This is a genomic window from Phreatobacter sp., assembly GCF_052440005.1.
Lineage (GTDB): Bacteria > Pseudomonadota > Alphaproteobacteria > Rhizobiales > Phreatobacteraceae > Phreatobacter.
Genome location: NZ_JBQVQL010000002.1, coordinates 92617 through 117144 on the forward strand (window position 1 = coordinate 92617; position 24528 = coordinate 117144).

Annotated in this window: 24 protein-coding genes; 14 read left to right on the forward strand and 10 right to left on the reverse strand. The window is 69.0% G+C overall.

Annotated features, from left to right (window positions below):
* Positions 1 to 222 precede the first annotated feature (222 nt).
* From ACT6XY_RS01155 to ACT6XY_RS01175, 5 genes are all read left to right on the forward strand, one after another.
* A complete protein-coding gene (locus ACT6XY_RS01155; RefSeq protein ID WP_444746506.1) occupies positions 223 to 1200 on the forward strand; it encodes an ABC transporter permease in 978 nt (325 codons plus the stop codon).
* A gap of 3 nt (positions 1201 to 1203) precedes the next feature.
* Positions 1204 to 2034 carry an ABC transporter permease gene (locus ACT6XY_RS01160; protein ID WP_444746507.1) on the forward strand — a complete coding sequence of 277 codons (831 nt, stop codon included), beginning with the start codon at positions 1204 to 1206 and terminating at the stop codon, positions 2032 to 2034.
* 2 nt (positions 2035 to 2036) lie between these two features.
* A complete protein-coding gene (locus ACT6XY_RS01165; protein WP_444746508.1) occupies positions 2037 to 3659 on the forward strand; it encodes an ABC transporter ATP-binding protein in 1623 nt (540 codons plus the stop codon).
* Between the two features lie 309 nt (positions 3660 to 3968).
* Positions 3969 to 5285: a nicotinate phosphoribosyltransferase gene (locus ACT6XY_RS01170; protein ID WP_444746509.1), complete on the forward strand. Its 1317-nt coding sequence runs from the start codon at positions 3969 to 3971 to the stop codon at positions 5283 to 5285.
* A 22-nt stretch (positions 5286 to 5307) separates the two neighbouring features.
* On the forward strand, positions 5308 to 6108 hold the full coding sequence (locus tag ACT6XY_RS01175; protein WP_444746510.1) for an SDR family NAD(P)-dependent oxidoreductase: 801 nt from the start codon (positions 5308 to 5310) through the stop codon (positions 6106 to 6108).
* Positions 6109 to 6135: 27 nt separating this feature from the next.
* Here the strand turns inward: ACT6XY_RS01175 and ACT6XY_RS01180 are convergent, their stop codons facing one another.
* A complete protein-coding gene (locus ACT6XY_RS01180; RefSeq protein ID WP_444746511.1) occupies positions 6136 to 8469 on the reverse strand; it encodes a bifunctional salicylyl-CoA 5-hydroxylase/oxidoreductase in 2334 nt (777 codons plus the stop codon).
* A 136-nt stretch (positions 8470 to 8605) separates the two neighbouring features.
* On the opposite strand from ACT6XY_RS01180, the gene ACT6XY_RS01185 reads away from it, so the two are divergent.
* From ACT6XY_RS01185 to ACT6XY_RS01205, 5 genes are read left to right on the forward strand one after another with little or no spacing between them, the layout of a single operon-like run.
* The gene (locus ACT6XY_RS01185; RefSeq protein WP_444746512.1) at positions 8606 to 9388 is read left to right on the forward strand and encodes an SDR family NAD(P)-dependent oxidoreductase; all 783 of its coding nucleotides are present in this window, start codon (positions 8606 to 8608) and stop codon (positions 9386 to 9388) included.
* 11 nt (positions 9389 to 9399) lie between these two features.
* Complete coding sequence (locus ACT6XY_RS01190) at positions 9400 to 10242, forward strand: enoyl-CoA hydratase family protein (RefSeq protein WP_444746513.1); 843 nt, start codon at positions 9400 to 9402, stop codon at positions 10240 to 10242.
* A gap of 1 nt (position 10243) precedes the next feature.
* Positions 10244 to 11437, forward strand: coding sequence for an acyl-CoA dehydrogenase family protein (locus ACT6XY_RS01195; protein ID WP_444746514.1), 1194 nt, complete (start codon positions 10244 to 10246; stop codon positions 11435 to 11437).
* Between the two features lie 9 nt (positions 11438 to 11446).
* Positions 11447 to 13129 carry an AMP-binding protein gene (locus ACT6XY_RS01200; protein ID WP_444746515.1) on the forward strand — a complete coding sequence of 561 codons (1683 nt, stop codon included), beginning with the start codon at positions 11447 to 11449 and terminating at the stop codon, positions 13127 to 13129.
* A 19-nt stretch (positions 13130 to 13148) separates the two neighbouring features.
* A complete protein-coding gene (locus ACT6XY_RS01205; protein ID WP_444746516.1) occupies positions 13149 to 13595 on the forward strand; it encodes a RidA family protein in 447 nt (148 codons plus the stop codon).
* Positions 13596 to 13893: 298 nt separating this feature from the next.
* Here the strand turns inward: ACT6XY_RS01205 and ACT6XY_RS01210 are convergent, their stop codons facing one another.
* The 8 genes from ACT6XY_RS01210 to ACT6XY_RS01245 form a co-directional block, all read right to left on the reverse strand.
* Positions 13894 to 14355, reverse strand: coding sequence for a RidA family protein (locus tag ACT6XY_RS01210; protein ID WP_444746517.1), 462 nt, complete (start codon positions 14353 to 14355; stop codon positions 13894 to 13896).
* 10 nt (positions 14356 to 14365) lie between these two features.
* A complete protein-coding gene (locus ACT6XY_RS01215; protein WP_444746518.1) occupies positions 14366 to 15448 on the reverse strand; it encodes a D-TA family PLP-dependent enzyme in 1083 nt (360 codons plus the stop codon).
* Positions 15449 to 15460: 12 nt separating this feature from the next.
* A complete protein-coding gene (locus tag ACT6XY_RS01220; protein ID WP_444746519.1) occupies positions 15461 to 16162 on the reverse strand; it encodes an ABC transporter ATP-binding protein in 702 nt (233 codons plus the stop codon).
* A gap of 22 nt (positions 16163 to 16184) precedes the next feature.
* The gene (locus ACT6XY_RS01225) at positions 16185 to 16703 is read right to left on the reverse strand and encodes a MarR family winged helix-turn-helix transcriptional regulator (protein WP_444746520.1); all 519 of its coding nucleotides are present in this window, start codon (positions 16701 to 16703) and stop codon (positions 16185 to 16187) included.
* Positions 16700 to 17455, reverse strand: coding sequence for an ABC transporter ATP-binding protein (locus ACT6XY_RS01230; protein ID WP_444746521.1), 756 nt, complete (start codon positions 17453 to 17455; stop codon positions 16700 to 16702). Before ACT6XY_RS01230 ends, ACT6XY_RS01225 begins: the two co-directional genes overlap by 4 nt.
* Complete coding sequence (locus tag ACT6XY_RS01235) at positions 17452 to 18423, reverse strand: branched-chain amino acid ABC transporter permease (protein ID WP_444746522.1); 972 nt, start codon at positions 18421 to 18423, stop codon at positions 17452 to 17454. The genes ACT6XY_RS01230 and ACT6XY_RS01235 overlap by 4 nt, the downstream gene beginning before the upstream one ends.
* Positions 18424 to 18426: 3 nt before the next feature.
* The gene (locus ACT6XY_RS01240; RefSeq protein WP_444746523.1) at positions 18427 to 19350 is read right to left on the reverse strand and encodes a branched-chain amino acid ABC transporter permease; all 924 of its coding nucleotides are present in this window, start codon (positions 19348 to 19350) and stop codon (positions 18427 to 18429) included.
* 262 nt (positions 19351 to 19612) lie between these two features.
* Entirely contained in the window at positions 19613 to 20785 is a 1173-nt protein-coding gene (locus ACT6XY_RS01245) for an ABC transporter substrate-binding protein (RefSeq protein WP_444746524.1), read from the reverse strand.
* Between the two features lie 159 nt (positions 20786 to 20944).
* On the opposite strand from ACT6XY_RS01245, the gene ACT6XY_RS01250 reads away from it, so the two are divergent.
* Positions 20945 to 21541: a DNA-3-methyladenine glycosylase I gene (locus tag ACT6XY_RS01250; protein ID WP_444746525.1), complete on the forward strand. Its 597-nt coding sequence runs from the start codon at positions 20945 to 20947 to the stop codon at positions 21539 to 21541.
* Positions 21542 to 21732: 191 nt separating this feature from the next.
* On the opposite strand, the gene ACT6XY_RS01255 is transcribed toward ACT6XY_RS01250, so the two are convergent.
* Positions 21733 to 22743 (reverse strand): DUF1624 domain-containing protein, encoded by a 1011-nt coding sequence (locus tag ACT6XY_RS01255; protein ID WP_444746526.1) that lies wholly within the window; start codon positions 22741 to 22743, stop codon positions 21733 to 21735.
* 159 nt (positions 22744 to 22902) lie between these two features.
* Between ACT6XY_RS01255 and ACT6XY_RS01260 the strand changes: the two genes are divergently transcribed.
* From ACT6XY_RS01260 to ACT6XY_RS01270, 3 genes are all read left to right on the forward strand, one after another.
* Positions 22903 to 23526, forward strand: coding sequence for a hydrolase (locus ACT6XY_RS01260; RefSeq protein ID WP_444746527.1), 624 nt, complete (start codon positions 22903 to 22905; stop codon positions 23524 to 23526).
* A gap of 102 nt (positions 23527 to 23628) precedes the next feature.
* Positions 23629 to 24153 (forward strand): tyrosine phosphatase family protein, encoded by a 525-nt coding sequence (locus ACT6XY_RS01265; protein WP_444746528.1) that lies wholly within the window; start codon positions 23629 to 23631, stop codon positions 24151 to 24153.
* 163 nt (positions 24154 to 24316) lie between these two features.
* The coding region (locus ACT6XY_RS01270) for a hypothetical protein (protein WP_444746529.1) at positions 24317 to 24528 on the forward strand (212 nt) is incomplete at its 3' end.

Sequence of the window (24528 nt, forward strand, 5' to 3'; positions counted from 1 at the left end):
CACGCGGCCGGCAGCGGAGATGAATGTGGAATGGACGTCACCCCCGGCGAGCCTGAAAGGCGAGGGAAGGGGGTCCAGGAGAGTAGGGGCCGATACGGAGGGGTTGCGCCACGGCAACCCCTCGATCCCCTTCCCCTCGCTTCGCTCGGCCGGGGATGACGTGCGGAGCCGCTCCCCCTGGTCCTTTCCATTGTCCGCCGATGCTTCGAATGGCCTGATCCCATGCGTGTCCTGAGCCTTGCGGGGCGGCGTCTCGCCGCCTCGATCCCGACCCTGTTCCTGATCCTGATCGGCGTGTTCCTGCTGCTGCAGTTCGCGCCCGGCGACACGGTCGACGCCATGATGGCGCAGATGGGTGGCGGCGACGCCAAGACGGCGGAAGACCTGCGCCGATTCTACGGGCTGGACCTCTCCGTCTCCGCCCAGCTCGGCAGCTACCTGTGGCGCCTCGTGCGCTTCGATCTCGGCTTCTCCGCCATCTACGGCAAGCCGGTGGCGACCGTCATCGCCGAGCGCCTGCCGGCGACCATCCTCCTGATGACCGCCTCGCTCTCCTTCGCCTTCTTCTTCGGCCTGATCCTCGGCGTCGTCGCCGCCCGCGGCGTCAACAAATGGCCCGATACGCTGATCTCCACGGTCGGCCTGATCTTCTACGCCACGCCCTCCTTCTGGTTCGGGCTGATGGCGATCGTCGTCTTCTCCATCTATCTGCAGTGGCTGCCGGCCGGCGGCCTCTCCGACATCACCTCAACCGCCACCGGCATCTGGGCGGTGCTCGACACGGCCCGCCACCTCGTCCTGCCGACGCTGACGCTCGGGCTGATCTTCCTCGCCATCTACCTGCGCATCATGCGCGCCTCCATGCTGGAGGTGCTCAACCTCGACTTCGTGCGCACCGCCCGTTCCAAGGGGCTCGACGAGACGCGCATCATCACCCGCCACGTGCTGCGCAACGCGCTCCTCCCCATGGTGACGCTGATCGGCCTGCAGGCCGGCACCATGCTCGGCGGCTCGGTGGTGGTGGAGAGCGTCTTCTCGCTGCCGGGCCTCGGACGCCTCGCCTATGAGAGCGTCGTCCAGCGCGACCTCAACACGCTTCTCGGCATCATCTTCGTCTCGGCGCTGCTGGTCATCACCGTGAACTTCATCGTCGACCTCGTCTATGCGCGCCTCGACCCGCGCATCACCACGGGAGCCTGATCCGTGGAGATCGTCCGCGCCTATTTCCGCTCTCCGCCCGCCGTCATCGGCCTCGTCCTGCTGCTGGTGGTCATCGCCATGGCGGTCAGCGCCGGCTGGCTCTTCCCGCGCGATCCCCTGGCGCTCGCCGGCCGGCCGCTGGTCTGGCCCTTCACCAACCCGCGCTTTCCCCTCGGCACCGACAATTCGGGGCGCGACATCGCCGCCCAGATCTTCTACGGCGCCCGCATCTCGCTGCTGATCGGCGGCGTCGCTACCGTCATCGCCGTGGTCATCGGCATCGTCATCGGGGCGGTCTCCGGCTATTACGGGGGCTGGGTCGACAATGTGCTGATGCGCGTCACCGAGGCGTTCCAGACCCTGCCGAACTTCCTTCTGCTGCTGGTGCTCATCGCCGTCTTCGGCTCCACCATCACCACGGTGATCGTCGCCGTCGGCATCGTCTCCTGGCCGGCGCCCGCGCGGCTCACCCGCGCCGAGTTCCTGTCGCTGCGCAACCGCGAGTTCGTCCAGGCCGGGCGGACGCTGGGCCTGAAGGACCTCAAGCTCATCTTCGGCGAGATCCTGCCCAACGCGCTGCCGCCGGTGATCGTCTATGCCAGCGTCGTCATGGCGGTCTCCATCCTCTTGGAGAGCGCGCTCGCCTTCCTCCGCCTCTCCGACCCGAACGTCGCCTCCTGGGGCAACCTCATCGGCCTCGGCCGCGACGTGCTGCGCGTCCAGTGGTACGTCTCGGCCATCCCCGGCATCGCCATCCTCGTCACCGTGCTCGCCGTCTCGCTGGTGGGCCAGGGGCTGAATGACGCCCTCAACCCGCGCCTGAAGGGACGGTGACCATGGCCCCCGTCCTCACCCTCGAGGCCCTGAGCGTCCGCCTGCCCGCCGGCGCCGACCGTCCGCACGCCATGAAGGACGTCTCGCTCGCCATTGCCGCCAACGAGATCCTCTGCGTCGTCGGCGAGAGCGGCTCGGGCAAGTCCATGACGGCCAACGCCATCATGCGCCTCCTGCCGGGCGGCGTGACCATCGATGGCGGCAAGGTGCTGTTCGGCGGCCAGGACCTGACGCAGCTGTCGGACGCCGACATGCGCGCCGTGCGCGGCTCCGGCATCGCCATGATCTTCCAGGAGCCGATGACTGCGCTCAATCCGCTGCGCACCATCGGCGACCAGATCGGCGAGATGTTCGACATCCATACCGGCCTGTCGAAGCAGGAGATCGCGGCGAAGGTTCTCGACCTCCTCGCCGAGGTGCGCATCCCCGATGCGAAGCTCGCGGCGAGGGCCTATCCGCACGAGCTCTCCGGCGGCCAGCGCCAGCGCGCCATGATCGCCATGGCGCTCGCCCTCGACCCCAAGGTGCTCATCGCCGACGAGCCGACCACCGCCCTCGACGTCACGACGCAGGCGCAGATCCTGAGCCTCATCAAGGACCTGCAGAAGCGCAAGGGCACGGCCGTGCTGTTCATCACCCACGATTTCGGCGTCGTCGCCGAGATCGCCGACCGCGTCGCCGTGATGCAATACGGCCTGGTGGTCGAGCAGGGACCGGCGGCGGAGGTGCTGAACCGTCCGCAGCACGCCTATACGAAGCAGCTCATCGCCGCCGTACCGCCTTTGAAGGCGCCGCCGCCGCGGCCGATCTCCGACGAGCCGATCCTGACCATTTCCCACGTCTCCAAGACCTTCCGCACCGGCGGTTTCCTCGGTCGCGGCGTGCGCGTCACCCATGCGGTGAAGGACGTCTCGCTGGTCCTGCCAAGGGGCGGCACGCTCGGCATCGTGGGTGAATCGGGGTCCGGCAAATCGACGCTCGCCCGCTGCATCATCCGCCTCATCGATCCCGACACCGGCTCGCTGGTGCTGAACGGCCGCGACCTCGCCAAGCTCGGGCGCGAGGAGATGCGCCAGGAGACGCGCCACATCCAGATGGTGTTCCAGGACCCCTTCGGCTCGCTCAATCCGCGCCGCAAGGCCGGCGAACTCGTGGCACAGGGCCCCATCGTCCACGGCATGGACCGCGCTCAGGCGCTGGCCAAGGCCAAGGAGCTCTTCGGCCTCGTCGGGCTCGACCCGGCCGCCACAGACCGCTATCCGCACGAATTCTCCGGCGGACAGCGCCAGCGCATCGGCCTTGCCCGCGCCCTCGCGCTGGAGCCCGAGGTGCTGGTTGCCGACGAGGCGGTCTCCGCCCTCGACGTTTCGGTGCAGGCTCAGGTGCTGCGCCTCCTTGCCGACCTGCGCGAGCGGCTCGGCCTCTCCATTGTCTTCATCACCCACGACCTGCGCGTCGCTGCCCAGGTCTGCGACCTCGTGGCGGTGATGAAGAGCGGCGAGGTGGTGGAGGCAGGCCCCATCGGCGAGGTCTTCGGCAACCCGCAGCATGCCTACACGCAGTCCCTCCTCGCCTCGATCCCGGGGCGCGAGTTCGGCCTCAACCGGGACGCGGTGCTGGCCTGAGCGCTCACTTGGCGCAGATCATAGAGCCCCCCACCCCTGACCCCTCCCGCCGCAAGCGGGGGGAGGGGAATAGCTGGACGTCTCCTCGCGATCCGCTGCATCAATGGTCAAGGTTGGGCGCGTCCCCTCCCCCCGCTTGCGGCGGGGAGGGGTCAGGGGTGGGGGGCAAGAGGGAAGCCGAGCCAGGACAAGCCGGCGCAGCCCCGTACCGCGCGGCAGCCTTGCACGCCGCTGCCGGACGGGCGACTTTCCAAGGGCTGCCCGGGCTCCTAAGGTCCGCAGCCCTGAAGCGCCACGAGCGGGCCGTCCATGGTCGATATCGCCACCCGGGTCTACAATCACACGTGGAAACTGGACCCGATCATCCGGTCGCTGCTGGATTCGGACTATTACAAGTTCTCGATGCAGCAGCTCATCCGGCGTTTCCACCCGGACGTGACGGCGACTTTCGCGCTCACCAACCGCACCCGCACCATTCGCCTAGCCGAGGTGATCGACGAGCGCGAGCTGCGCGAGCAGCTCGACCACGCCCGTGATCTCCGCTTCAAGCCGAAGGAGCTGATCTGGCTCGCCGGCAACACCTTCTACGGCCGCGAGCGCATCTTCGGCCCCGATTACCTCGCCTTCCTCAAGGACTTCCGCCTGCCCGAGTACCAGCTCGAGAAGCGCGACGGGCAGTATGAGCTGACCTTCGCCGGCAAGTGGGCGGAGACGACCATGTGGGAGGTGCAGGCCCTCGCCATCATCAACGAGCTGCGCGCCCGCGCCACCATGCGCTCGCTGTCCAAGCTCGAGCTCGACATCCTCTACGCCAACGCCAAGGCCAAGGCCTGGGAGAAGATCAAGCGCCTGCGCCGCCTTCGCGACGAGGTCGGAACGCTGAAGATCTCCGATTTCGGCACCCGCCGCCGCCACGGCTATCTCTGGCAACAGTGGATGATGGAGGCCATGGCCGACGCCCTCGGCCCCGACGTCTTCACCGGCACCTCCAACATGAAGCTCGCCATGGACCTCGGCCTCGAGGCCATCGGCACCAACGCCCACGAGCTGCCCATGGTCTACGGCGCCCTGGCGCGGACCGACGAGGAACTGCTGAAGGCGCCCTACCGGGTGCTGGAGGACTGGGCGCGCATCTACGACCAGAACATGCGCATCATCCTGCCCGACTGCTTCGGCACGGCGCATTTCCTCGCCCACGCGCCGGACTGGGTGGCCGACTGGACCGGCGCCCGTCCCGATTCCAAGGATCCGACCGAGGGCACCGAGGAACTCATCGCCTGGTGGCGCGCCAAGGGCCGGGACCCTGCCAAGAAGCTGGTCATCCTTTCCGACGGCATGGACATCGATTCCATCGAGGAGACGGCCCGCCGCTTCACCGGCAAGGTGCGCATCGGCTACGGCTGGGGCACCAATCTCACCAACGACTTCAAGGGCTGCGTGCCGAACGGCGACCCCGACGCGCTCGCGCCGATCTCCGTCGTCTGCAAGGTGATCGAGGCCAATGGCCGCCCCGCCGTGAAGCTCTCCGACAATCCCCTGAAGGCGACCGGCCCCAAGGACGAGATCGAGCGATACCGTCGGGTTTTCGGCACCATCGGCATGAAGTCCCACGCCGTCCTCGTCTGACACGCCAACCGGAGCCCTCCCCATGCATGATCTCACCGGCAAGGTGGCCTTCATCTCCGGCGCGGGCTCGGTGGGGGAGGGCTGGGGCAACGGCAAGGCGACGGCCGTCCTGCTCGCCCGCCAGGGCGCGACGGTCTACGGCACCGACATCACCCTCGCCGCAGCCGAAGAGACGCAGCGGCTGATCGCGGCCGAGGGCGGCACCGCCCATGCGGCGGCCGTCGACATGACGAAGGCGGCGGAGGTCGAGGCGGCGGTGGCCGACTGCCTCGCCCGCTTCGGCCGCATCGACATCCTGATCAACAATGTCGGGGGATCGGCGCCGGGCGATCCGGTCTCGATGAGCGAGGAGGTCTGGGACGCCCAGCTCGACCTCAATCTCAAGACCGCCTTCCTCTGCTGCAAGCACGTCATCCCGGTCATGGAACGACAGGGCGGCGGCGCCATCGTCAACCTGTCGTCGATCGCCGGCGTGCGCATCCTGCCCGACCGACCCCATGTTGCCTATACGACGACCAAGCTCGGCATCCTCGGCTTCTCGCGCTCCATCGCCGTGACCTATGCGAAGAAGGCGATCCGCTGCAACACGGTCATCCCCGGCCTGATGCACACGCCGCTTGTCGAGACGCGGCTGGCGAAGCAGGTCGCCGGCGGCGACGCTGCGGCCCTCATCGCCTCCCGCAACGCCCAGGTGCCGACGGGCAAGATGGGCGACGCCTGGGACGTGGCGCAGGCCGTGTTGTTCCTCGTCTCCGACGAGGCGCGCTACGTGACGGCGGCGGAGATCGCGGTGGACGGGGGCCTGTCGGCGGCGGGGCGGTAGGCGGGGCCTCGCCGATCTCGGCTGAGCCTACTCCGCCGCGGCCTTCGGCGCGAAGCTCCCGCGGGCGTGCCGCTTGGGCTTGGCCGCGACCTTCAGCGCCTCGAAATCCGACCGGTCCTTCACCGCGTTGCGCAGCGCCTGGTCCTTGCCCGGCAGGTATTGCGGCGGCTGGTGGATGTCGACGCCGTACCAGGCAGCCGCCTTCAGCATGAAGGAGGGGTCCGCGAGATGCGGGCGTCCCAGCGCCACGAGATCGGCGCGGCCGGCGGCGAGGATCGTGTTCATCTGGTCGGCGGAGGTGATGTTGCCGACGCACATCGTCTTCACATCGGCCGCGTTGCGGATGGCGTCGGAATAGGGCGTCTGGAACATGCGGCCATAGACCGGCCGGCTCTTTGGCGTGGTCTGTCCGGTGGAGACGTCGACGAGGTCGACGCCGGCCTCGGCGAAGGCACGCGCGATGGCGATGGCCTCCGCCTCCGTGATGCCGCCCTCGGCCCAGTCGGTCGCCGAGATGCGCACCGACATCGGCTTCTCCGCCGGCCATGCCGCGCGCATCGCCGCGAACACGCGGAGCGGGAAGCGCAGGCGGTTTGCGAGGCTGCCGCCATAGGCGTCCGTGCGCTGGTTGGTGAGGGGCGACAGGAAGGAGGCGAGGAGATAGCCGTGGGCGCAGTGCAGCTCCAGCATGTCGAAGCCGCAGCGTGACCCCCGCTCCGTCGCCGCGACGAACTCGGCTGTGATGCGGGCCATGCCGGCCTCATCCAGTTCCGTCGGCACCTGGCTGTCGGGATAGTAGGGCAGGGGGGAGGCGGAGACGATCGGCCAGGCCCCTTCGGCCAGCGGCCGGTCCATGCCCTCCCACATCAGCTTCGAGGCGCCCTTGCGGCCGGCATGGCCGAGCTGGAGGCAGATCTTCGCCTGGGAATTGGCATGGGCGAAGCCGACGATGCGCGTCCAGGCCGCCTCCTGCGCGTCGGACCACAGGCCCGCGCATCCCGGCGTGATGCGGGCGTCGGGCGCGACACAGACCATCTCGGTATAGACGAGGCCGGCGCCGCCGATGGCGCGGGCGCCGTAGTGCACGACGTGCCAGTCGGTCGGCATGCCCTCGACGGCCGAATACATGCACATGGGCGAGACGACGGCGCGGTTCGCCACGGTCATGTCGCGCAGGGTCAGCGGCTGGAACAGCGGCGGACGGGGCTTCACGATGTCCGCGCCCGGAACACCTTCAGCGAACATCCGGTCGGTCTCGGCGACAAAGTCCGGCGCGCGCAGCCTGAGGTTCTCGTAGGTGATGGCCTTGGACCGCGTCATCAGGCCGAAGGCGAACTGACGCGGGTCCATGTCCCAGAAGCGCTCGACATGCTCGAACCACACCAGCGAGACGTCGGCGGCGTGCTGGGTGCGCTCCACCTCCTCGCGCCTGTCGGTCTCGTAGGACGCGAGCGCCTCGGCAACCGTGCCCTTGGCGCGGAAGGCGTCGAACAGCGCGATGGAATCCTCCATGGCGAGCTTGGTGCCGGCGCCGATCGAGAAATGCGCCGTGCCCTTGGCATCGCCCATGAGGACCACATTGTCCTTCACCCAGCGCTTCGAGCGGATCATCGGGAATTGCCGCCACAGCGAGCGGTTGGTGATGAGCGGGTGGCCGGCGAGCTCCTCGGCGAAGACGCCCTCGAGGAAGCGGGCGGATTGCTCCTCGTCCATGCGGTCGAGGCCGGCGCGGGCGAAGGTGTCGGGGTCGGTCTCGATCACCCATGTCGAGCGGCCCGGCTCGTACTGGTAGGTGTGGGCGATGAAGATGCCGTGGTCCGTCTCGCGGAAGAAGAAGGTGAAGGCGTCGAGCTCGCGGGTGGAGCCAAGCCAGGTGAAGCGGTTGGGACGGAGGTCCACCTCGGGCTGGAAATGATCGCGGTTCGCCTCGCGGATGCGCGAATTGATGCCGTCGGCGGCGACGATCAGGTCATAGCCGGCAAAGGCTGACAGGTCCGGCTCCACCTCGGCCTGGAACTTCATCTCGACGCCGAGCTGGCGGGCGCGGTTCTGCAGGAGGATCAGGAGGGTCTGGCGCGAACAGCCGCAGAAGCCGTTGCCGCCGATGCGGTGGACCGTGTCCTTGAAGCGGACCTCGATGTCGTCCCAGTAGGCGAAGTTCTCGGTGATGGCGCGATAGCTCTCCGGGTCGTAGCGCTCGAAAATGTCGAGAGTCGCGTCGGAGAAGACGACGCCGAAGCCGAACGTGTCGTCCGGGCGGTTACGCTCGAAGACGGTGATCTCGGCCGCCGGCTGCCATTTCTTCATCAGGATGGCGAAATAGAGCCCGCCCGGTCCGCCGCCGATCACCGCGATGCGCATGGCCATCTCCCTGTCGCGGCGCCCGCGGGCGCCGTCACGCAAAATAGTTTAGGCTTAAAATAATCGCCGGCAAGGCGGAGAAACCCACTTGCCCGAAAATATTTGAAGCTTAAAACATTCAGGGGAGGAGGCCTTGATGCCGACGGACCCCGCCGCCCTTTCCTCTGCGCCAACGCCGCTGAGGGCCAAGCGCGCCCTCGTCACCGGGGGTGGACGCGGCATCGGCCGGGCCATCGCGGCGGCGCTGACGGAGCAGGGGGCCGAGGTCATCGTGCTCGGCCGCAGTCGCACTCCCCTCGACGAGGCTGTCGCTGCCGGACACGCCACCCGCGCCATTGCCTGTGACGTCACCGACCGTGCCGCCTTTCTCGCGGCGCTGCGCGAGGCCGGCGATCTCGATATCTTCGTCAGCAATGCCGGCCATGCCGAGACCGCGCCGCTGAGGCGCATGGACGCCGCGCTGTTCGATCGCATGATCGCGCTGAACCTGACCGCGGTCTTCGACGGCATCCACGCCGTCCTGCCGGACATGGTGGCGCGGGGCAGGGGCCGCATCGTCTCGGTCGCCTCCACCGCCGGCCTTACCGGCTATCCCTATGTCTCCGCCTATTGCGCCGCGAAGCACGGCGTCGTCGGCCTGACGCGGGCGCTTGCCAGGGAGATTGCGACCTCCGGCGTCACCGTCAATTGCGTCTGCCCCGGCTTCACCGAGACCGACCTCGTCGCCGGCTCGATCGACACCATCGTCGCCAGGACGGGCCGCAGCCCCGAGGCGGCGCTCGCCGACCTCACCAAGACCATGCCCATCGGCCGCCTGATCAAGCCGGAAGAGGTGGCTGCCGCCGTCCTCTGGCTCGTTTCGGATGCGGCCGCCGCCGTGACCGGCATCGCCCTGCCGGTGGCGGGCGGAGAGATCTGAAGGACACGCCCATGCAAGCCCCCGCCCACCGGATCCCGCACCGCCAGGCCCTCGCCGACTGGCAGGCGACGCATTTCCTCTGGGAGGTCAGGGGCAAGGTCGCGACCATCACGCTGAACCGCCCCGAGAAGAAGAACCCGCTCACCTTCGAGAGCTATGCCGAGCTCGGCGACCTCTTCCGGGCGCTGGCCTTCGACACCTCGATCAAGGCGGTGGTGGTGACGGGCGCCGGCGGCAATTTCTGCGCCGGCGGCGACGTCTTCGAGATCATCGAGCCGCTCACCGGCCGCGACATGCCGGGCCTCCTCCAGTTCACCCGCATGACCGGCGAACTGGTGAAGGCCATGCGCGCCTGCCCGCAGCCGATCATCTCCGCCATCGACGGCATCTGCGTCGGGGCCGGCGCCATCATCGCCATGGCGTCCGACCTGCGCGTCGGCACGGCGAAGACCAAGGTCGCCTTCCTCTTCAACAAGGTTGGCCTCGCGGGCTGCGACATGGGCGCCTGCGCCATCCTGCCCCGCCTCATCGGCCAGGGGCGGGCCTCGGAGCTGCTCTATACCGGCCGCATGATGGGCGGTGAGGAGGGCCATGCCTGGGGCTTCTTCAACCGCCTCGCCGCGCCCGAGGCGGTGCTGGCGGAAGCCACCGCGCTCGCCGGCGAGATCGCCGATGGCCCGACCTTTGCGAACTCCATCACCAAGCGCATGCTGCACATGGAATGGACCATGTCGGTGGACGAGGCGATCGAGGCCGAGGCCATGGCTCAGGCGATCTGCATGGACACCAAGGACTTCCGCCGCGCCTTCGATGCCTTCGCGGCGAAGACCAAGCCCGTCTTCGAGGGGGATTGAAATGCTCCCCGCTGACCTTCTCTCGCTGCCCTTCTTCGAGGACCGCCACCGCGACTACGCCGCGCGCCTCGGCGACTGGGCGCAGCGCACCGTCCCCGGCCTCGTCGACCACCACGACGTGGACGGCTCCTGCCGCCGCCTCGTCGCAGCCATGGGCGAGGCCGGCTGGCTGAAGGCCTGCGTGCCCGCCGACCAGGGCGGCCTCACACCTGCGCTCGACGTGCGCACCCTCTGCATCACCCGGGCGACGCTCGCCTATGTCGAGGGCCTCGCCGACTTCGCCTTCGCCATGCAGGGCCTCGGCACCGGCGTGGTCTCGCTCTTCGGCACGCCAGAACAGAAGGCGCTGTGCTGTCCGCCAGTGCGCGACGGCAAGGCCATCGCCGCTTTCGCCCTGTCGGAGCCCGATGCCGGCTCCGACGTCGCCGCCATGTCCACCACCGCGACGCGCCTTGACGACGGCTGGCGGCTCGACGGCGTCAAGACCTGGATCTCCAACGGCGGCATCGCCGACCGCTACGTCGTTTTCGCCCGTACGGGCGAGGCCCCCGGCGCCCGCGGCATCTCCGCCTTCATCGTGCCGGCCGACGCGCCCGGCCTCTCCATCGCCGAGCGCATCGACGTCATCGCGCCGCATCCGCTCGCCACCCTGCTTTTCGAGGATTGCCGCCTGCCCGCCGATGCGCTGATCGGCAAGCCCGGCGGCGGCTTCGCCATGGCCATGGCGAACCTCGACATCTTCCGCCCGACGGTGGCGGCCGCTGCGCTCGGCATGGGCTATCGCGCCCTCGATGAGGCGACGCGCCGGGCGAAGTCGCGGATCATGTTCGGCGCGCCGCTCGCCGACCTGCAGCTCACCCAGGCCTCGCTCGCCGACAGCGTCGCCGAGCTCGAGGCCGCGGCGCTCCTCGTCTTCCGCGCCGCCTGGGCAAAGGACCAGGGCAAGCCCCGCATCACCAAGGAAGCAGCCATCGCCAAGATGGTCGCCACCGAGAACGCCCAGAAGGTCATCGACCGCGCCATCCAGGTCTTCGGCGGCCTCGGCGTCAAGAAGGGCGAGAAGGTGGAGGAACTGTACCGGGAGATCCGCGCCCTGCGCATCTACGAAGGGGCGACCGAGGTCCAGAAGATCGTCATCGCCAGGGCCCATCTCGCCGAGGCCGAGGCCGCGGTGCGTCTGACGGCAGCCGAATAGGAGCATCCGATGACGGGATCGGTGGTGAAGCTCAGGCCGGGAACGGCGTCCGCCCACGTCGACACCTTCGCGGCGCGCGGCCTGCCGCCGCCGGACCTGCAGCCGGCCTTCCTGTTCGATCGCCCGGAGCTCGTCTATCCGGATCGGCTCAACTGCGTCACCGAATTCGTCGACCGCCACGTCGCCGAGGGCAGGGGCGGCCGCACCGCCATCCTCGCGCCCGGCGGCATCCACTGGACCTATGCGGACCTCGCCGCCGAGATCAACCGCATCGCCAACGTTCTGACAGGCCCCCTCGGCCTCGTTCCCGGCAACCGCGTGCTGCTGCGTGCGCCGAACAACCCGACCATGGTCGCTGCCTATCTCGCGGTCATCAAGGCCGGCGGCATCGTGGTGGCGACCATGCCGCTCTTGCGCGCCAAGGAGCTCGGCCAGATCGTCGACAGGGCGGAGATCGCGCTCGCCCTCTGCGACGACCGGCTGACCGACGAACTGACCAAGACCGCCACCTCATCGCGCTTCCTCAGGCGGGTGGTGACCTTCCCGGAGCTCAAGGCGCTCGCCACGGACGCGTCGTCGGACTTCGCCCCCGTCGACACGGCGCGGGACGACGTCTGCCTCTTCGGCTTCACTTCGGGGACGACCGGCGAGCCGAAATGCACCATGCATTTCCACCGCGACCTCCTCGCCATCTGCGATGCCTATTCCCGCAACGTGCTGAGGCCGGGGCCCGACGACCGCTTCATCGGCTCGCCGCCGCTCGCCTTCACCTTCGGCCTCGGTGGCCTGGTGCTCTTCCCCTTCCGCGTCGGCGCCTCCACCGTGCTGGTGGAGAAGGCCTCGCCCGGCGACCTGCTGCCGGCCATCGCCGCCTACAGGCCGACCATCTGCTTCACCGCGCCCACCGCCTACCGCGCGATGATTCCGCTTCTCGGCGACCACGACTGGCGCTCCCTCAGGAAATGCGTCTCGGCTGGTGAGGCCCTGCCCAAGGCGACCTTCGACGCCTGGGAGGCCGCCACCGGCCTGAAGCTGATGGACGGCATCGGCGCCACGGAGATGCTGCACATCTTCATCTCGGCCCCCGAGGAGGCGATCCGCCCCGGCGCCACCGGCAAGCCGGTGCCGGGCTATGAAGCCAAGGTCATCGGCGCCGACGGCGAGGACCTGCCCCCCGGCACGCCCGGCCGCCTCGCCGTGCGCGGCCCCACCGGCTGCCGCTACCTCGCGGACGAACGCCAGCGCAAATACGTGGTCGGCGGCTGGAACGTCACCGGCGACACCTATGTCTGCGATGCCGACGGCTATTTCTGGTACCAGGCGCGCAACGACGACATGATCGTCTCCGCCGGCTACAACATCGCCGGCCCGGAGGTGGAGGCCGCGCTCCTCGCCCATCCCGCCGTCGCCGAGGCCGGTGTCGTGGGGCAGCCCGATCCCGAGCGCGGCATGATCGTCAAGGCCTATGTCGTGCCGAAGCCGGACGTGACGGTGACGCCGGCTCTCGTCGTAGAGCTTCAGGCCTTCGTGAAGGACGAGATCGCGCCCTACAAATATCCCCGCGACATCGCCTTCGTGCCGCAACTGCCGCGCACGGAGACCGGCAAGCTGCAGCGCTTCGCCCTGCGCGAGCGCGCCGCCCGCGAGGCCGGCGCCGGACCCGCCACCGAGACCACCAAGGCCGCCGAATGAAGCGCGCCGGAGAGAGATCATGAGCCAGACCGCCAAGCCCGTCATGCCGCTGAGCCTGCCCGAGGAGGACGGGCGGCCCGTCACCCTCAACCCCCAGGGCTGGCCGGTGCCGCGCGGCTATGCCAACGGCATGAGCGCCAGGGGCCGGCTCGTCGTCACCGGCGGGGTCGTCGGCTGGGACGTCGCGGGCGTGTTCCCGGCGGAGTTCGTCGACCAGGCGCGCCAGTGCTTCGAGAACATCCGGGCGATCCTCGCCGAGGGCGGGGCAGAGCCGCACCACGTCGTCCGCCTCACCTGGTACGTGACCGACGTTGAGGAATACCAGGCGAACCTCCGCGGCCTCGGCCGCGCCTATCGCGACGTCTTCGGCCAGCACTACCCGGCCATGGCCGTGGTGCAGGTGGTTAGGCTGGTGGAAAAAGCGGCGAAGATCGAGATCGAGGCGACGGCGGTCGTGGTGGAGTAGGTCGAAGGGCTCTGCCTCTTCGTCATGCCCGGGCTTGACCCGGCCATGACGCGGAGAGGGCGCGCTTCGACGCCTCTGGCTTCGGCAATGAAATCGGCCCACCCTTGCCCTCCCCTCTGGCAAGGGGAGGGGTACTATGGCGTCGCGCCAGGTTTTCGACGGCTGGGCCTGGGCAATCGACGCTAGGCAGACGGGACATCATGGTCTCCCTCTCCTTGCAGAGGGAGGGTAAGGGTGTGGCACTGCTCGCCGCCTGCGCCGCCGTTGCGGGCAGTTCGGGGAGATGTCTCCACCCCCCTCAGTCGTGAATCCGGATCACCGCCTCGATCTCCACGGTAATCCCCATGGGCAGCGAGCCCATGCCCACCGCCGAGCGGGCGTGGCGGCCGCGATCGCCGAGCACCGCCACCATCAGGTCGGAGAAGCCGTTGATGACGCGGGGGTGGTCGCCGAAATCCGGCGTGCCGTTGACCATGCCGAGTACTTTCAGGAACTCGACCCTGGAGAGGTCGCCGCCGGCCGCCGCCTTGGCGGAGGCGAGGATCTGCAGGCCGACGAGCTTGGCGTGCTCATAGGCCGTCTCAACGGTCACGTCGGCGCCGACCTTGCCCGTATGCAGCGAGCCGTCGGCCTTCCGCGGCCCCTGGCCCGCGAGATAGGCGATGTTGCCGTCGCGCTTGAACGGCACGTAATTGCCGGCCGGAGTCGGCGTCGGAGGCAGCGTCAGGCCCAGCTGGGCGAGCTTCTCGTCGGGGCTCATGTCCGTCTCCTCACCTGAGTTTGCCGCGGGCGGCGACGGGCAGGATACCGACGATCTCCTCGCCGCGCACCATCACCACCTCGTCCACCATGTTGACCACCACGCAGACGTGGTTCGGCACGATGCGCACGATGTCGCCCACCTTCGGTCGCTCGTTGCACTTCGACAGGTCGAGGAAGCCGTGCTCCTCGGCGAATTTCGCGATGCGCGCTTCTGGGTGCTCGAGGATGAGGCCGTAGCCGTCGAGCCCGCCGCCGGGATCGGCGGTGAGCGTCTTGGAGCCTGCGTCGAGGATGCCCCGGTCGGCGCCGGCGCGGCTCACCACGGTGGAATAGACGGTGAGCGCGCAGTCATCGAGGGTAGCGACGCCGACCTCCACCTGCATGCGGTCGTTGTAGATGTAGGTGCCGGGACGGTGCTCGGTCGCGCCCTTCAGCTTGCCGATATTCTTCATGTTCGGCGAGCCGCCGGTGGAGATGATCTCCGCCTCGAGACCCTCGAGCCCGATGCCGGCCAGCGCCGTGTCGAGGAACTTCTGCGCCTCCGGCCAGCCGTCCTCGGTCGGGTACATCATGAAGCCTTTGAAGGAGAGGCCCGGCGAGGCCGCGATCAGCTTGGCGAGCGCGATGGCCTCGCCCGGCGTCTCGACGCCGGCGCGCTTGCGCCCCGTGTCGCATTCGATGACCACGCCGAGCGGCCGTCCGGCGAGGGCTGCGGCCTTCGGCAGGTCGCCGATGACCGTGGCGTTGTCGGCGGCAACCGTGACGGTGGTCGATTCGAGGAGCCGGCCGAGCCGGTTCATCTTCTCCTCGCCGAGGAGATTGTAGCTGATGAGGATGTCGTCGAGCCCGGCGGCGGCCATCACCTCGGCCTCGCCGATCTTCTGGCAGGTGATGCCCCTGGCGCCGGCGGCGACCTGGAGCTTCGCCAGTTCCGGGCTCTTGTGGGTCTTGATGTGCGGGCGGTTGGCGATGCCGGCGGCGTCGCACTGGGCCTGGACGCGGGCAATGTTCGCCTCCACCCGGTCCATGTCGATGACGACGGCCGGTGTGCCGTATTCGCGGGCGATGGTTTCGGCGAGCGCGGTGGCCATGGGCATGTCCGATCAAACGTGCAGGTAGCGATCCTTCAGGTCGGGACTGGCGAGGAAATCGCCGCTCGTCCCTTCCCAGACGATCCGGCCCTTCTCCAGGATCAGGTGCCGGTCCGCCAGTTTGACCAGAGCATCGACGTTCTTGTCGATGACCAGGATCGATTGGCCGTCCTGCTTGAGGCGGGCGAGACAGGCCCAGATCTCCGCCCGGATGACGGGGGCGAGCCCTTCCGTCGCCTCGTCGAGCACGAGGAGCTTCGGATTGGTCATCAGCGCCCGGCCGATGGCGAGCATCTGCTGCTCGCCGCCCGAGAGCTGGTTGCCCATGTTGCGGCGCCGCTCCTTCAGCCGCGGGAAGAATTCATAGACCCGCTCCAGCGTCCAGGCCTGCTCACGCTTGCCCCTGTTGGCGGCGGTGGCGACGAGGTTCTCCTCGACGTCGAGATTGGGGAAGATCTGCCGCCCCTCCGGCACGAGGCCGAGCCCGGCCTGGGCGATCTTGAAGGGCGCGTGCCCAGCGAGGCCCACGCCGTCCACGTCGATGGCGCCGGCGGCGGGCTTCAGGAGGCCGAAGATCGACTTGATCGTGGTGGTCTTGCCCATGCCGTTGCGGCCGAGCAGCGTCACCACCTCGCCGTTCGCCACCGAGAGCGAGACGCCGAACAGCACCTGAACGTCGCCGTAGCCGGCCTCGAGATTGGAGACGGTCAGCATGGGGTGTTCCGGGGTTGTGTCGTCATGCCCCGCCCTCCATCCGCGCCGCGGCGGCGCGGGCGACGGAGGCCTTGGTCTTGGCGAGGAGGCCCATCAGCAGCTCGCGCTCGGTCGGGTCGACGTCGGCGAGGAGTTCGCGCACCCAGGCGCCGTGCTCCCGCGCCATGCGGGCGAAATCCTGGTGGCCCCTGGCCGTCATGACGATGCGCTGCGCGCGCCCGTCGAGGGCATCGCGGCGCTTCTCCACATAGCCCTGCTCGGCGATGCGGGCGACGAGGCCCGTGACGTTGCCGTTCGTCACCATCATGCGGCGGGAGATGTCGCCGAGCGTCATGCCCTCCGGCGACTTGTCGAGCTGGGCGAGGAGGTCGAAGCGCGGCAGGGTGATCTGGAACCGCTCGGCGAGGCGCCGGCGGATCTCCCGCTCGATCATGGTCGTGCAGGTGAGGAGGCGCAGCCAGAGCCGCAGCTCCGGACGGGTGTCGCCCGACTGGTGCGCGAGGCGGGTCTCGGCGTCGATGGCGAGGTCGGGGCCGCTCATGCGAACTCCTCCTCGCCGAGATAGGCCTCGCGCACGGCGGGGTCGGCGCGCACCTGCTCCGGGCTGCCGGAGGCGATGACGCGGCCGTAGACGAGCACCGAGATGCGGTCGGCGAGACGGAACACCGCGTGCATGTCGTGCTCGACCAGCACCATGGGATAGCGCCCCTTCAGCGCCATCAGCACCTCGACCATGCCCTCGGTCTCCTCGCGGCCCATGCCGGCCATGGGCTCGTCGAGAAGGAGGAGCTTCGGCTCCGACACCAGCGCCATGGCGATCTCGAGCTGGCGCTTCTCGCCGTGGCTGAGGCTCGCGGCGAGCGTTCCGGCGCGGGGCGCGAGGCCCACCTGCCCCAGCGCCGCCATCGCGGGGTCGTTGAGCCGCCGCTCGGCGTTCGCGGAGCGGAAGAAGCGGAACGAGGAGCCGTCATGGGCCTGTGCCGCCGTCGCGACGTTCTCCAGCACGGTGAAGCCGGGCAGGACCTGCGTGATCTGGAACGAGCGCGTCAGGCCGCGCAGTGCCCGCGCATGGACGGGCAGGGCGGTGACGTCCTCGCCGGCGAAGGTGACGGTTCCGGCATCGAGCGCCACCTCGCCGGTGATCTCCGAGATCAGCGTCGTCTTGCCGGCCCCGTTCGGGCCGATGATCGCGTGCAGTTCACCCGGCGCGATGTCCAGCGTCACGCCATCCGTCACCTTCAGCGCGCCGTAGCTCTTGTGCAGGTTCGAGAGCGAGAGAATGGGCACGGTCATTTGCCGCCTCCCCGCTCCAGCAGCTTCACGACGCCGCCGCGGGCGAAGATGGCGACGAGGATCACCATGGGCCCGAAGATCACCTTCCAGTGCTGCGTCAGCGCCGCGAGCCATTCCTCGACCAGCGTCACGCCGATGCCGCCGATGATCGGGCCGATCAGCGTGCCCATGCCGCCGAGCACCACCATGGCGATGAACTCGCCCGAGCGCTGCCAGGTCATGTAGGCGGGCGCGACGAACGTGCCGAGATTGGCGAAGAGGGCGCCGGCCAGCGCGCAAATGGCGCCGGCGATGACATAGGCGGCGAGCCGGTAGCGGAAGGGGTCGAAGCCGAGGGCCCGCATGCGCCGCTCGTTCTCCTTCGCCCCGCGCAGCACCCGCCCGAACCGCGAGCCGACGATGGCCCTGAGCAGCACGAAGCAGAGGGCGAGCGTGCCGAGCACGACGAAGTAGAAGGTCGTGTCGTTGGCGAGGATGCGGGTGCCGAACACCTCCGAGCGGTGGAACATGCGCAAGCCGTCGTCGCCGCCATAGGCCGAGAGGCTGGTGGCCGTGAAATAGGCCATCTGTCCGAATGCGAGCGTGATCATGATGAAGTAGACGCCGCGGGTCTTCAGCGAGATGGCGCCGGTGACGAGGGCGAAGAGCGCGCCCGCCAGGATCGCCACGGGGAAGGCGATGGAGGCGTCGACGATGTCGTGGGAGAACAGGATCGCCACCGCATAGGCGCCGATGCCGAGGAAGGCGGCGTGGCCGAAGGACACGAGCGCCCCATAGCCGAGGATGAGGTCGAGCGACAGCGCGCCGATCGCCATGATCATGGCGCGGGTGACGAGGCCGAGGATGAAGCGCTCGGACCAGACGAAGGGCACCAGCGCCAGCAGCGCGAAGACGAGGACCGGCAGCCACAGCCGGCGCCAGAGCGGCGGCGTCGCAGGCAGGGCGGTGGGGGCGGGAGTCTCGGCCATGGTTCAGCCCTTGGCCGGGAAGAGGCCGGTCGGCCGGAAGAACAGCACGGCGGCCATGAGGATGTAGATGGACATGGAGGCGATGGCCGGACCGATGGTGCGCGCATCCGAGGGCGAGAGGCCCGACAGGCGCAGAAGGTCGACCGAGAAGGAGCGCAGCAGCGTGTCGACGAGGCCGACCAGGAGCGCACCGACGAAGGCGCCGCGGATCGAGCCGATGCCGCCTATGACGATGACGACGAAGGCGAGGATGAGCAGGTTGTCTCCCATGCCCGGCTCCACCGAGAAGACCGGGGCGGCCATGCAGCCGGCAAAGCCCGCCAGCATGGCGCCGAAGCCGAAGACGATCATGAAGAGGCGGCGGATGTCGACGCCGAGCGCCGAGACCATGGGTGCATTCGTGGCGCCCGCCCGGATCAGCATGCCGACCCGCGTCTTGGCGACGATGAGGTAGAGGCCGAGGGCGACCGCAAGGCCCGAGCCGATGATGGCGAGGCGCCAGACGGGATAGAGCACCCCGTCGGCGATGCGGATCGTCCCGGACAGCGAGGGCGGGATCGGCACCTGTAGCGGCGCCGCGCCCCAGACGATCTTCACCCCCTCGTTGAGGAACAGGATGAGGCCGAAGGTCGCCAGCACCTGTTCGAGATGGTCGCGGTCGTAGAGGTGGCGCATCACCACGATCTCCAGGATCAGGCCGCAGGCGAGAGCGGTGATCAGGGCGAGGGCGATGCCGATGAAGAAGTTGCCCGTCCAGGCCACGAACATGGCGGCGAGATAGGCACCCAGCATGTACTGCACGCCGTGGGCGAGGTTGATGAAGTCCATCACGCCGAAGACCAGTGTGAGGCCGGCGGCGATGAGGAACAGCAGCACGCCGAGCTGCAGCCCGTTCAACGTCTGGATGATGAGGAGCGTGGAGGACATGGGGGCTCGTCAGTCAGGCAGTCGGGGCTGGCGGCGGATCGGTTGAGCGGAAGGCGTCGAACGGCACCGCTCGTCACCCCCGGCGAGGCCGAAGGCCGAGGGAAGGGGGGGCCAGGGCCGAACGCATCACCCGGGCGGGGGAGCTCTCGGCTCCTGGATCCCCTTCCCCTCGCTGTGCTCGGCCGGGGATGACGGGCAGAGCTGAAAAAGCCCCGCAGATACCCTCTCCCGCGCGGGGAGAGGGTTCTTGATCGTCAGGCCTTCACCAGCGCATCTGGCACTGGGCGGCGTAGACGTCCGTGTAGTTCTCGAAGATGCGGTCCACGATCTCGGTCTGGAACTTGCCGTCCGGCCGCTTGGCGGCGCGCACGGTGTAGAAGTCCTGGATCGGATAGTGGTTGTTGGCGAAGCGGAAGCGACCGCGCAGCGAGGTGAAGTCGGCCTTGCGCAGCGCGGTGCGCACCGCGGCGCGGTCCGTGAGGTTGCCGCCGGTGGCGACCACGGCGCTGTTGATCAGCATCGCGGCGTCATAGGCCTGCATGGCGTAGGAGCCGGGAACCGAGCCGAAGGCCGCCTCGTAGTCCGCGACGAACTTCTTGTTCTGCGGGTTGTCCATGTTCGGCGCCCAGGTCATGCCGGCGAGCATGCCGATGGCGGCGTCCTGCTGGGCCGGCAGCGTCGATTCGTCGACCGTGAAGGCCGACAGGAACGGCACCCGCTGGGTGAGGCCGGCCTGCCCGTACTGGCGCACCAGGTTCACGCCCATGCCGCCGGGCATGAAGGTGAAGAGGCCGTCGGCTCCCGAGGCGCCGATGCGGGCGAGTTCGGCGGAGAAGTCGAGATGCCCCAGGGGCGTATAGACCTCGTCGACGATCTCGCCGCGGAAGTGGCGCTTGAACCCGGCCATGGCGTCGCGGCCGGCCTGGTAGTTCGGGGTCAGCAGGAACACCTTCTTCATGTTCTGCCGCTGGGCATAGGCGCCGAGCACCTCGTGCACCTGGTCGTTCTGGTAGGAGGTGACGAAGAAGTTCTCGTGGCAGCCGCGGCCGGCATAGCTCGACGGACCGGCATTGGCGCTGATCAGGAAGGCGCGCGGCGAATTGACCACCGGCGCGTGGATCGCCTGCAGGATGTTGGAGAAGATCGGGCCGACGACGAAGTCGACGCGGTCGCGGTCGATGAGGGCCTGGACGCGCTGCACGGCGACGTCCGGCTTCAGCTCGTCGTCGACGACGATGACCTGGACCTCGCGGCCGCCCATCCTGCCGCCGAGCTGGCGGACGGCGAGCTGGAGGCCGTCGCGCGCCTGCTGACCGAGGACGGCAGCAGGGCCGGATAGCGTCTGGATCACGCCGATGCGGATCGGCTCCTGGGCCTGGGCCGGACCGGCGAGCGTCGCCGCCCCCAGCGCCAGAGAGAGAAGGATGCGCTTCATCGAAAACCTCCCACCCCGAGCCTTGCTCGGGTCGAAGACCGCTCCCGGGCTTGTCCGTGGTCGCGGCCAATGCGAAGGCATTATCGCCGTGGAATTTTCGCGAACAACCCCACCCGCCAAAAATATTTTAAGTGTAAAATAATTCGGCAGGAGACCCGAATGTTGCTCACCGATCATGCAGACGGCAAGCCGCGGTGCTGGTGGCCCGGCCATGATCCGCTCTATGTCGCCTATCACGACACCGACTGGGGCGTTCCCGAGCGCGACGACCGCGCCCTGTTCGAGAAGCTCATCCTCGACGGCTTCCAGGCCGGCCTCTCCTGGATCACCATCCTGCGCAAGCGCGACCATTTCCGGAAAGTCTTCGACGGCTTCCGCCCGGACGTCGTCGCCGGCTACGGGCCGGACAAGGTGGCGGCGCTGCTGGAGGATCCCGGCATCATCCGCAACCGCGCCAAGATCGTCGGCACGGTGAAGGCGGCCGGCATCTATTGCGACATGATGGGCCGCGGCGAGGGCTTCTCCGACTATCTGTGGAAGTATGTCGACGGGCGGCCGCTGCAGCCGGACTTCCGTGACCGCAGCCAGGTGCCGACCGAGACCGAGGTGGCGCAGAAACTCTCCAAGGACCTGAAGGCCCGCGGCTTCTCCTTCGTCGGCCCGACCATCGTCTACGCCTTCATGCAGGCAGTCGGCATGACCAACGACCACATGGTCGGCTGCTTCCGCCACGAGGAGGTGAAGGCACTGGGGTGAGGCGGGGCTCAGACGACGCCACGTCGGTGGTCTGACACCCGAACCTCCGCCGTCATGCCCGGGCTTGTCCCGGGCATCCACGAATGTCCTCCCCGATGCGGTTTTCAAGTCGCGGATGCCCGGCACGAGGCCGGGCATGACGGTGAGGGCGATGCCCTTCCATTCCTGATGACGCGCAGCTCCCGCCCGCCTCACTCTCCCCGTGTGCAGATGCGCGCGATTTCGCCGACGCGGGCGCGCTCGGTGGTGCTCATCTGCCCGGACAGCGCCTGGCCCCAGAGATTGTCGCGCTTCAGCCGGTCCGCCGTGCATTCGCAGGCCTCGCGGCAGAGTTCGGCCTCCTGCCCGTTGCTGACGCAGGTGCGCATGCAGGCCTCCACGAAGGGCCGGGTCTGGGAATCGGCCCCCGCCGTGCCGCGATGCACCGAGGCGGGAAACAGCCAGATCCAGGCGGAGAGCAGCGCGATGAACAGCGGCTGGTGGATGAGGTAGATCGGCAGCGAATGCCGCCCCATCGTCGCGAGGAGCCCCGCGGCACCAGCCTCGGCACGGATGGCGGAAAGCCGCTCCTCGCCGACGAGGGCCAGCGCCGCCCGCGCCGCGACGATGCCGGCCAGCACGCAGCCGAACCAGGGAAACAGCGGCACGAAATCGCCGGAGCGGATGGGCCGGTCGTTGAGGCCGAGCCAGAGGAGGAGATCGGCGTCGAGGAGGGGGTGGGCGACGAGGGCTGGCAGGGCGAAGGCTGTGATGGCGGCGCCCGCCACCGCAAGGCTCGGCAGCAGCAGGAAGGGCAGGGCGAGGACGCTCGCCACCGCGATGTGGTGGAGGATGCCGAAGAACACATAGGCGTCGGGGATGAAGAGATAGGTCCCCGCCGTCACCAGCACCGCCGCGCCGGCCACCATGGCGAGCCGCCGCAGATAGGCGGCCCGGTCGAGGCCGCCGCGCGTCGCCAGCACGAGGCTCGCCCCCACCAGCGCCAGGAACGAGCCGGCAATCAGATGGGCGAACCAGCGCCAGCCGGCATGGGCGACGATGTCGGTGGCGATCAGGCGGAAGAACGAGAGATCCCAGGCGAAATGGTAGACGAACATTGCCGCCAGCGCCGCGCCGCGGGCGACATCCACCAGCGCGATCCGGGGGCGGCGCGGGGTGTCGATGGGGCGCGGCGGCAGGCTCGCCATGTCGGGGGTGGTCATGCGGCATCCTTCGGCGGGCGCTTGCGCCGGGGCGCGCGCGGGGTGAACCCCGTTATCCCCTCCGCGTTCCCCCGTCCATCGCCGCACCCTCCGCACTCACGCCATGCTGCTGCCAAAACCCGTCTTGCCCGCGCCCGGCGAAGCGGGCAGGAAGGGCCCATGGCCACCCGCTCCCCATCCCCCCGCCAGCGCCCGCCGCGCGCCTGGCAACGCATGCTCTCCGGCCGGCGCCTCGACCTGCTCGACCCCTCGCCGCTCGACGTCGAGATCGAGGACATCGCCCATGGCCTCGCCCGCGTCGCCCGCTGGAACGGCCAGACGACCGGCCCGCACGTCTTCTCCGTGGCGCAGCATTGCCTCCTGGTGGAGGGGATCGCGGGGCGGATCGAGCCCGCTCTCGCGCCGCGCTGGCGGCTCGCCGTGCTGCTGCACGATGCGCCCGAATATGTCATCGGCGACATGATCTCGCCTTTCAAGGCGGTGATCGGCGGTGACTACAAGGCGGTCGAGGCCCGGCTGATGGGCGCCATCCACATCCGATTCGGCCTGCCTGCCGCGGCCCCGGCCGAGATCGCCGTCCTCACCAAGAAGGCCGACCACGTCGCCGCCTTCCTGGAGGCGACCCAGCTCGCCGGCTTCGGCCACGACGAGGCGATCGGCCTCTTCGGCGCCCCCACCGGCATCTTCGGCGGGGCGAAGGGCGTCCCGCCGGTCCTGGTGCCGATGGACTCCGACAGCGCCAAGGCGGCCTTTCTCGCCCGCTTCGCCGAGCTCGCGGTCTGAGCGCCCGCCGGCATTGCCCGGTCGAGCGATCTGCCGCATCGTTTCGTCATCGAACCCGCGGTATCAGGCGGCAAGCCATGCGGGCGCCAGGAGGACACGGTCATGCAGGTTCACGTCTGTTCGCTGTCCAGGCTCGCCGCGACGGTGCAGGCGACCGGCGCGCGCCATGTCGTCACTCTGATCAACCAGGGCACGGTGGTGGAGCGGCCGGCGACGGTCGCGGTGGACGACCACCTCTTCCTCGGCATGAACGACATCGTCGCGCCGATGGAGGGCTATGTCGTCCCGGCCGACGCCCATGTCGAGCGCCTGCTCGGCTTCGTCGACGGCTGGTGGCGCACCCACAGCGCCCAGAGCCCGCTCGTCGTCCATTGCTGGGCCGGCATCAGCCGCTCCACCGCCGCCGCCTACATCACCGCCTGCGCGATCAATCCGGCCGAAGACGAGGAGGCGCTGGCGGGCGAACTCAGGCGGCTGAGCCCCAGCGCGACGCCCAACCTGCGCCTCGTCACCATCGCCGACCGCATGCTCAGCCGCGACGGAAGGATGGTGGCGGCGATCGAGCGGATCGGCCGCGGGTGTGACGCCTACGAGGGCGAGCCCTTCGCGCTCAGGCTCGGCCGTTGATCGCATTGCACCGCCCGCGGCAACGCCATCGCAACGACCTGCGGTGACACTTCTCCCGACGCGCGCCATCGCGCGGAAATGTTGAACCCGCATCTGGCGGGATATCGGCGGCGCGTTTTGCGGCCGCAATAGATTGTTTTTGGCCATCAGGGGGCCACACCGCATGGATTTCGTCTTCGGCATCGTCGTCGCCACGGCGCTCATCCTCGCTCTGCCGATCATGGCCATCGCCGCCTTCATCCGGGCCGGTGACGCCAAGCGGCGGCTCGACGGCGTCGAGATGCGGCTGCGCCAGGCTGAGACCGAACTCGGCCTCCTGCATGCGGCGCTTGCCGCCGGCGCGACGGCGCCACGCCCCGTCCAGCAGCCCGACAT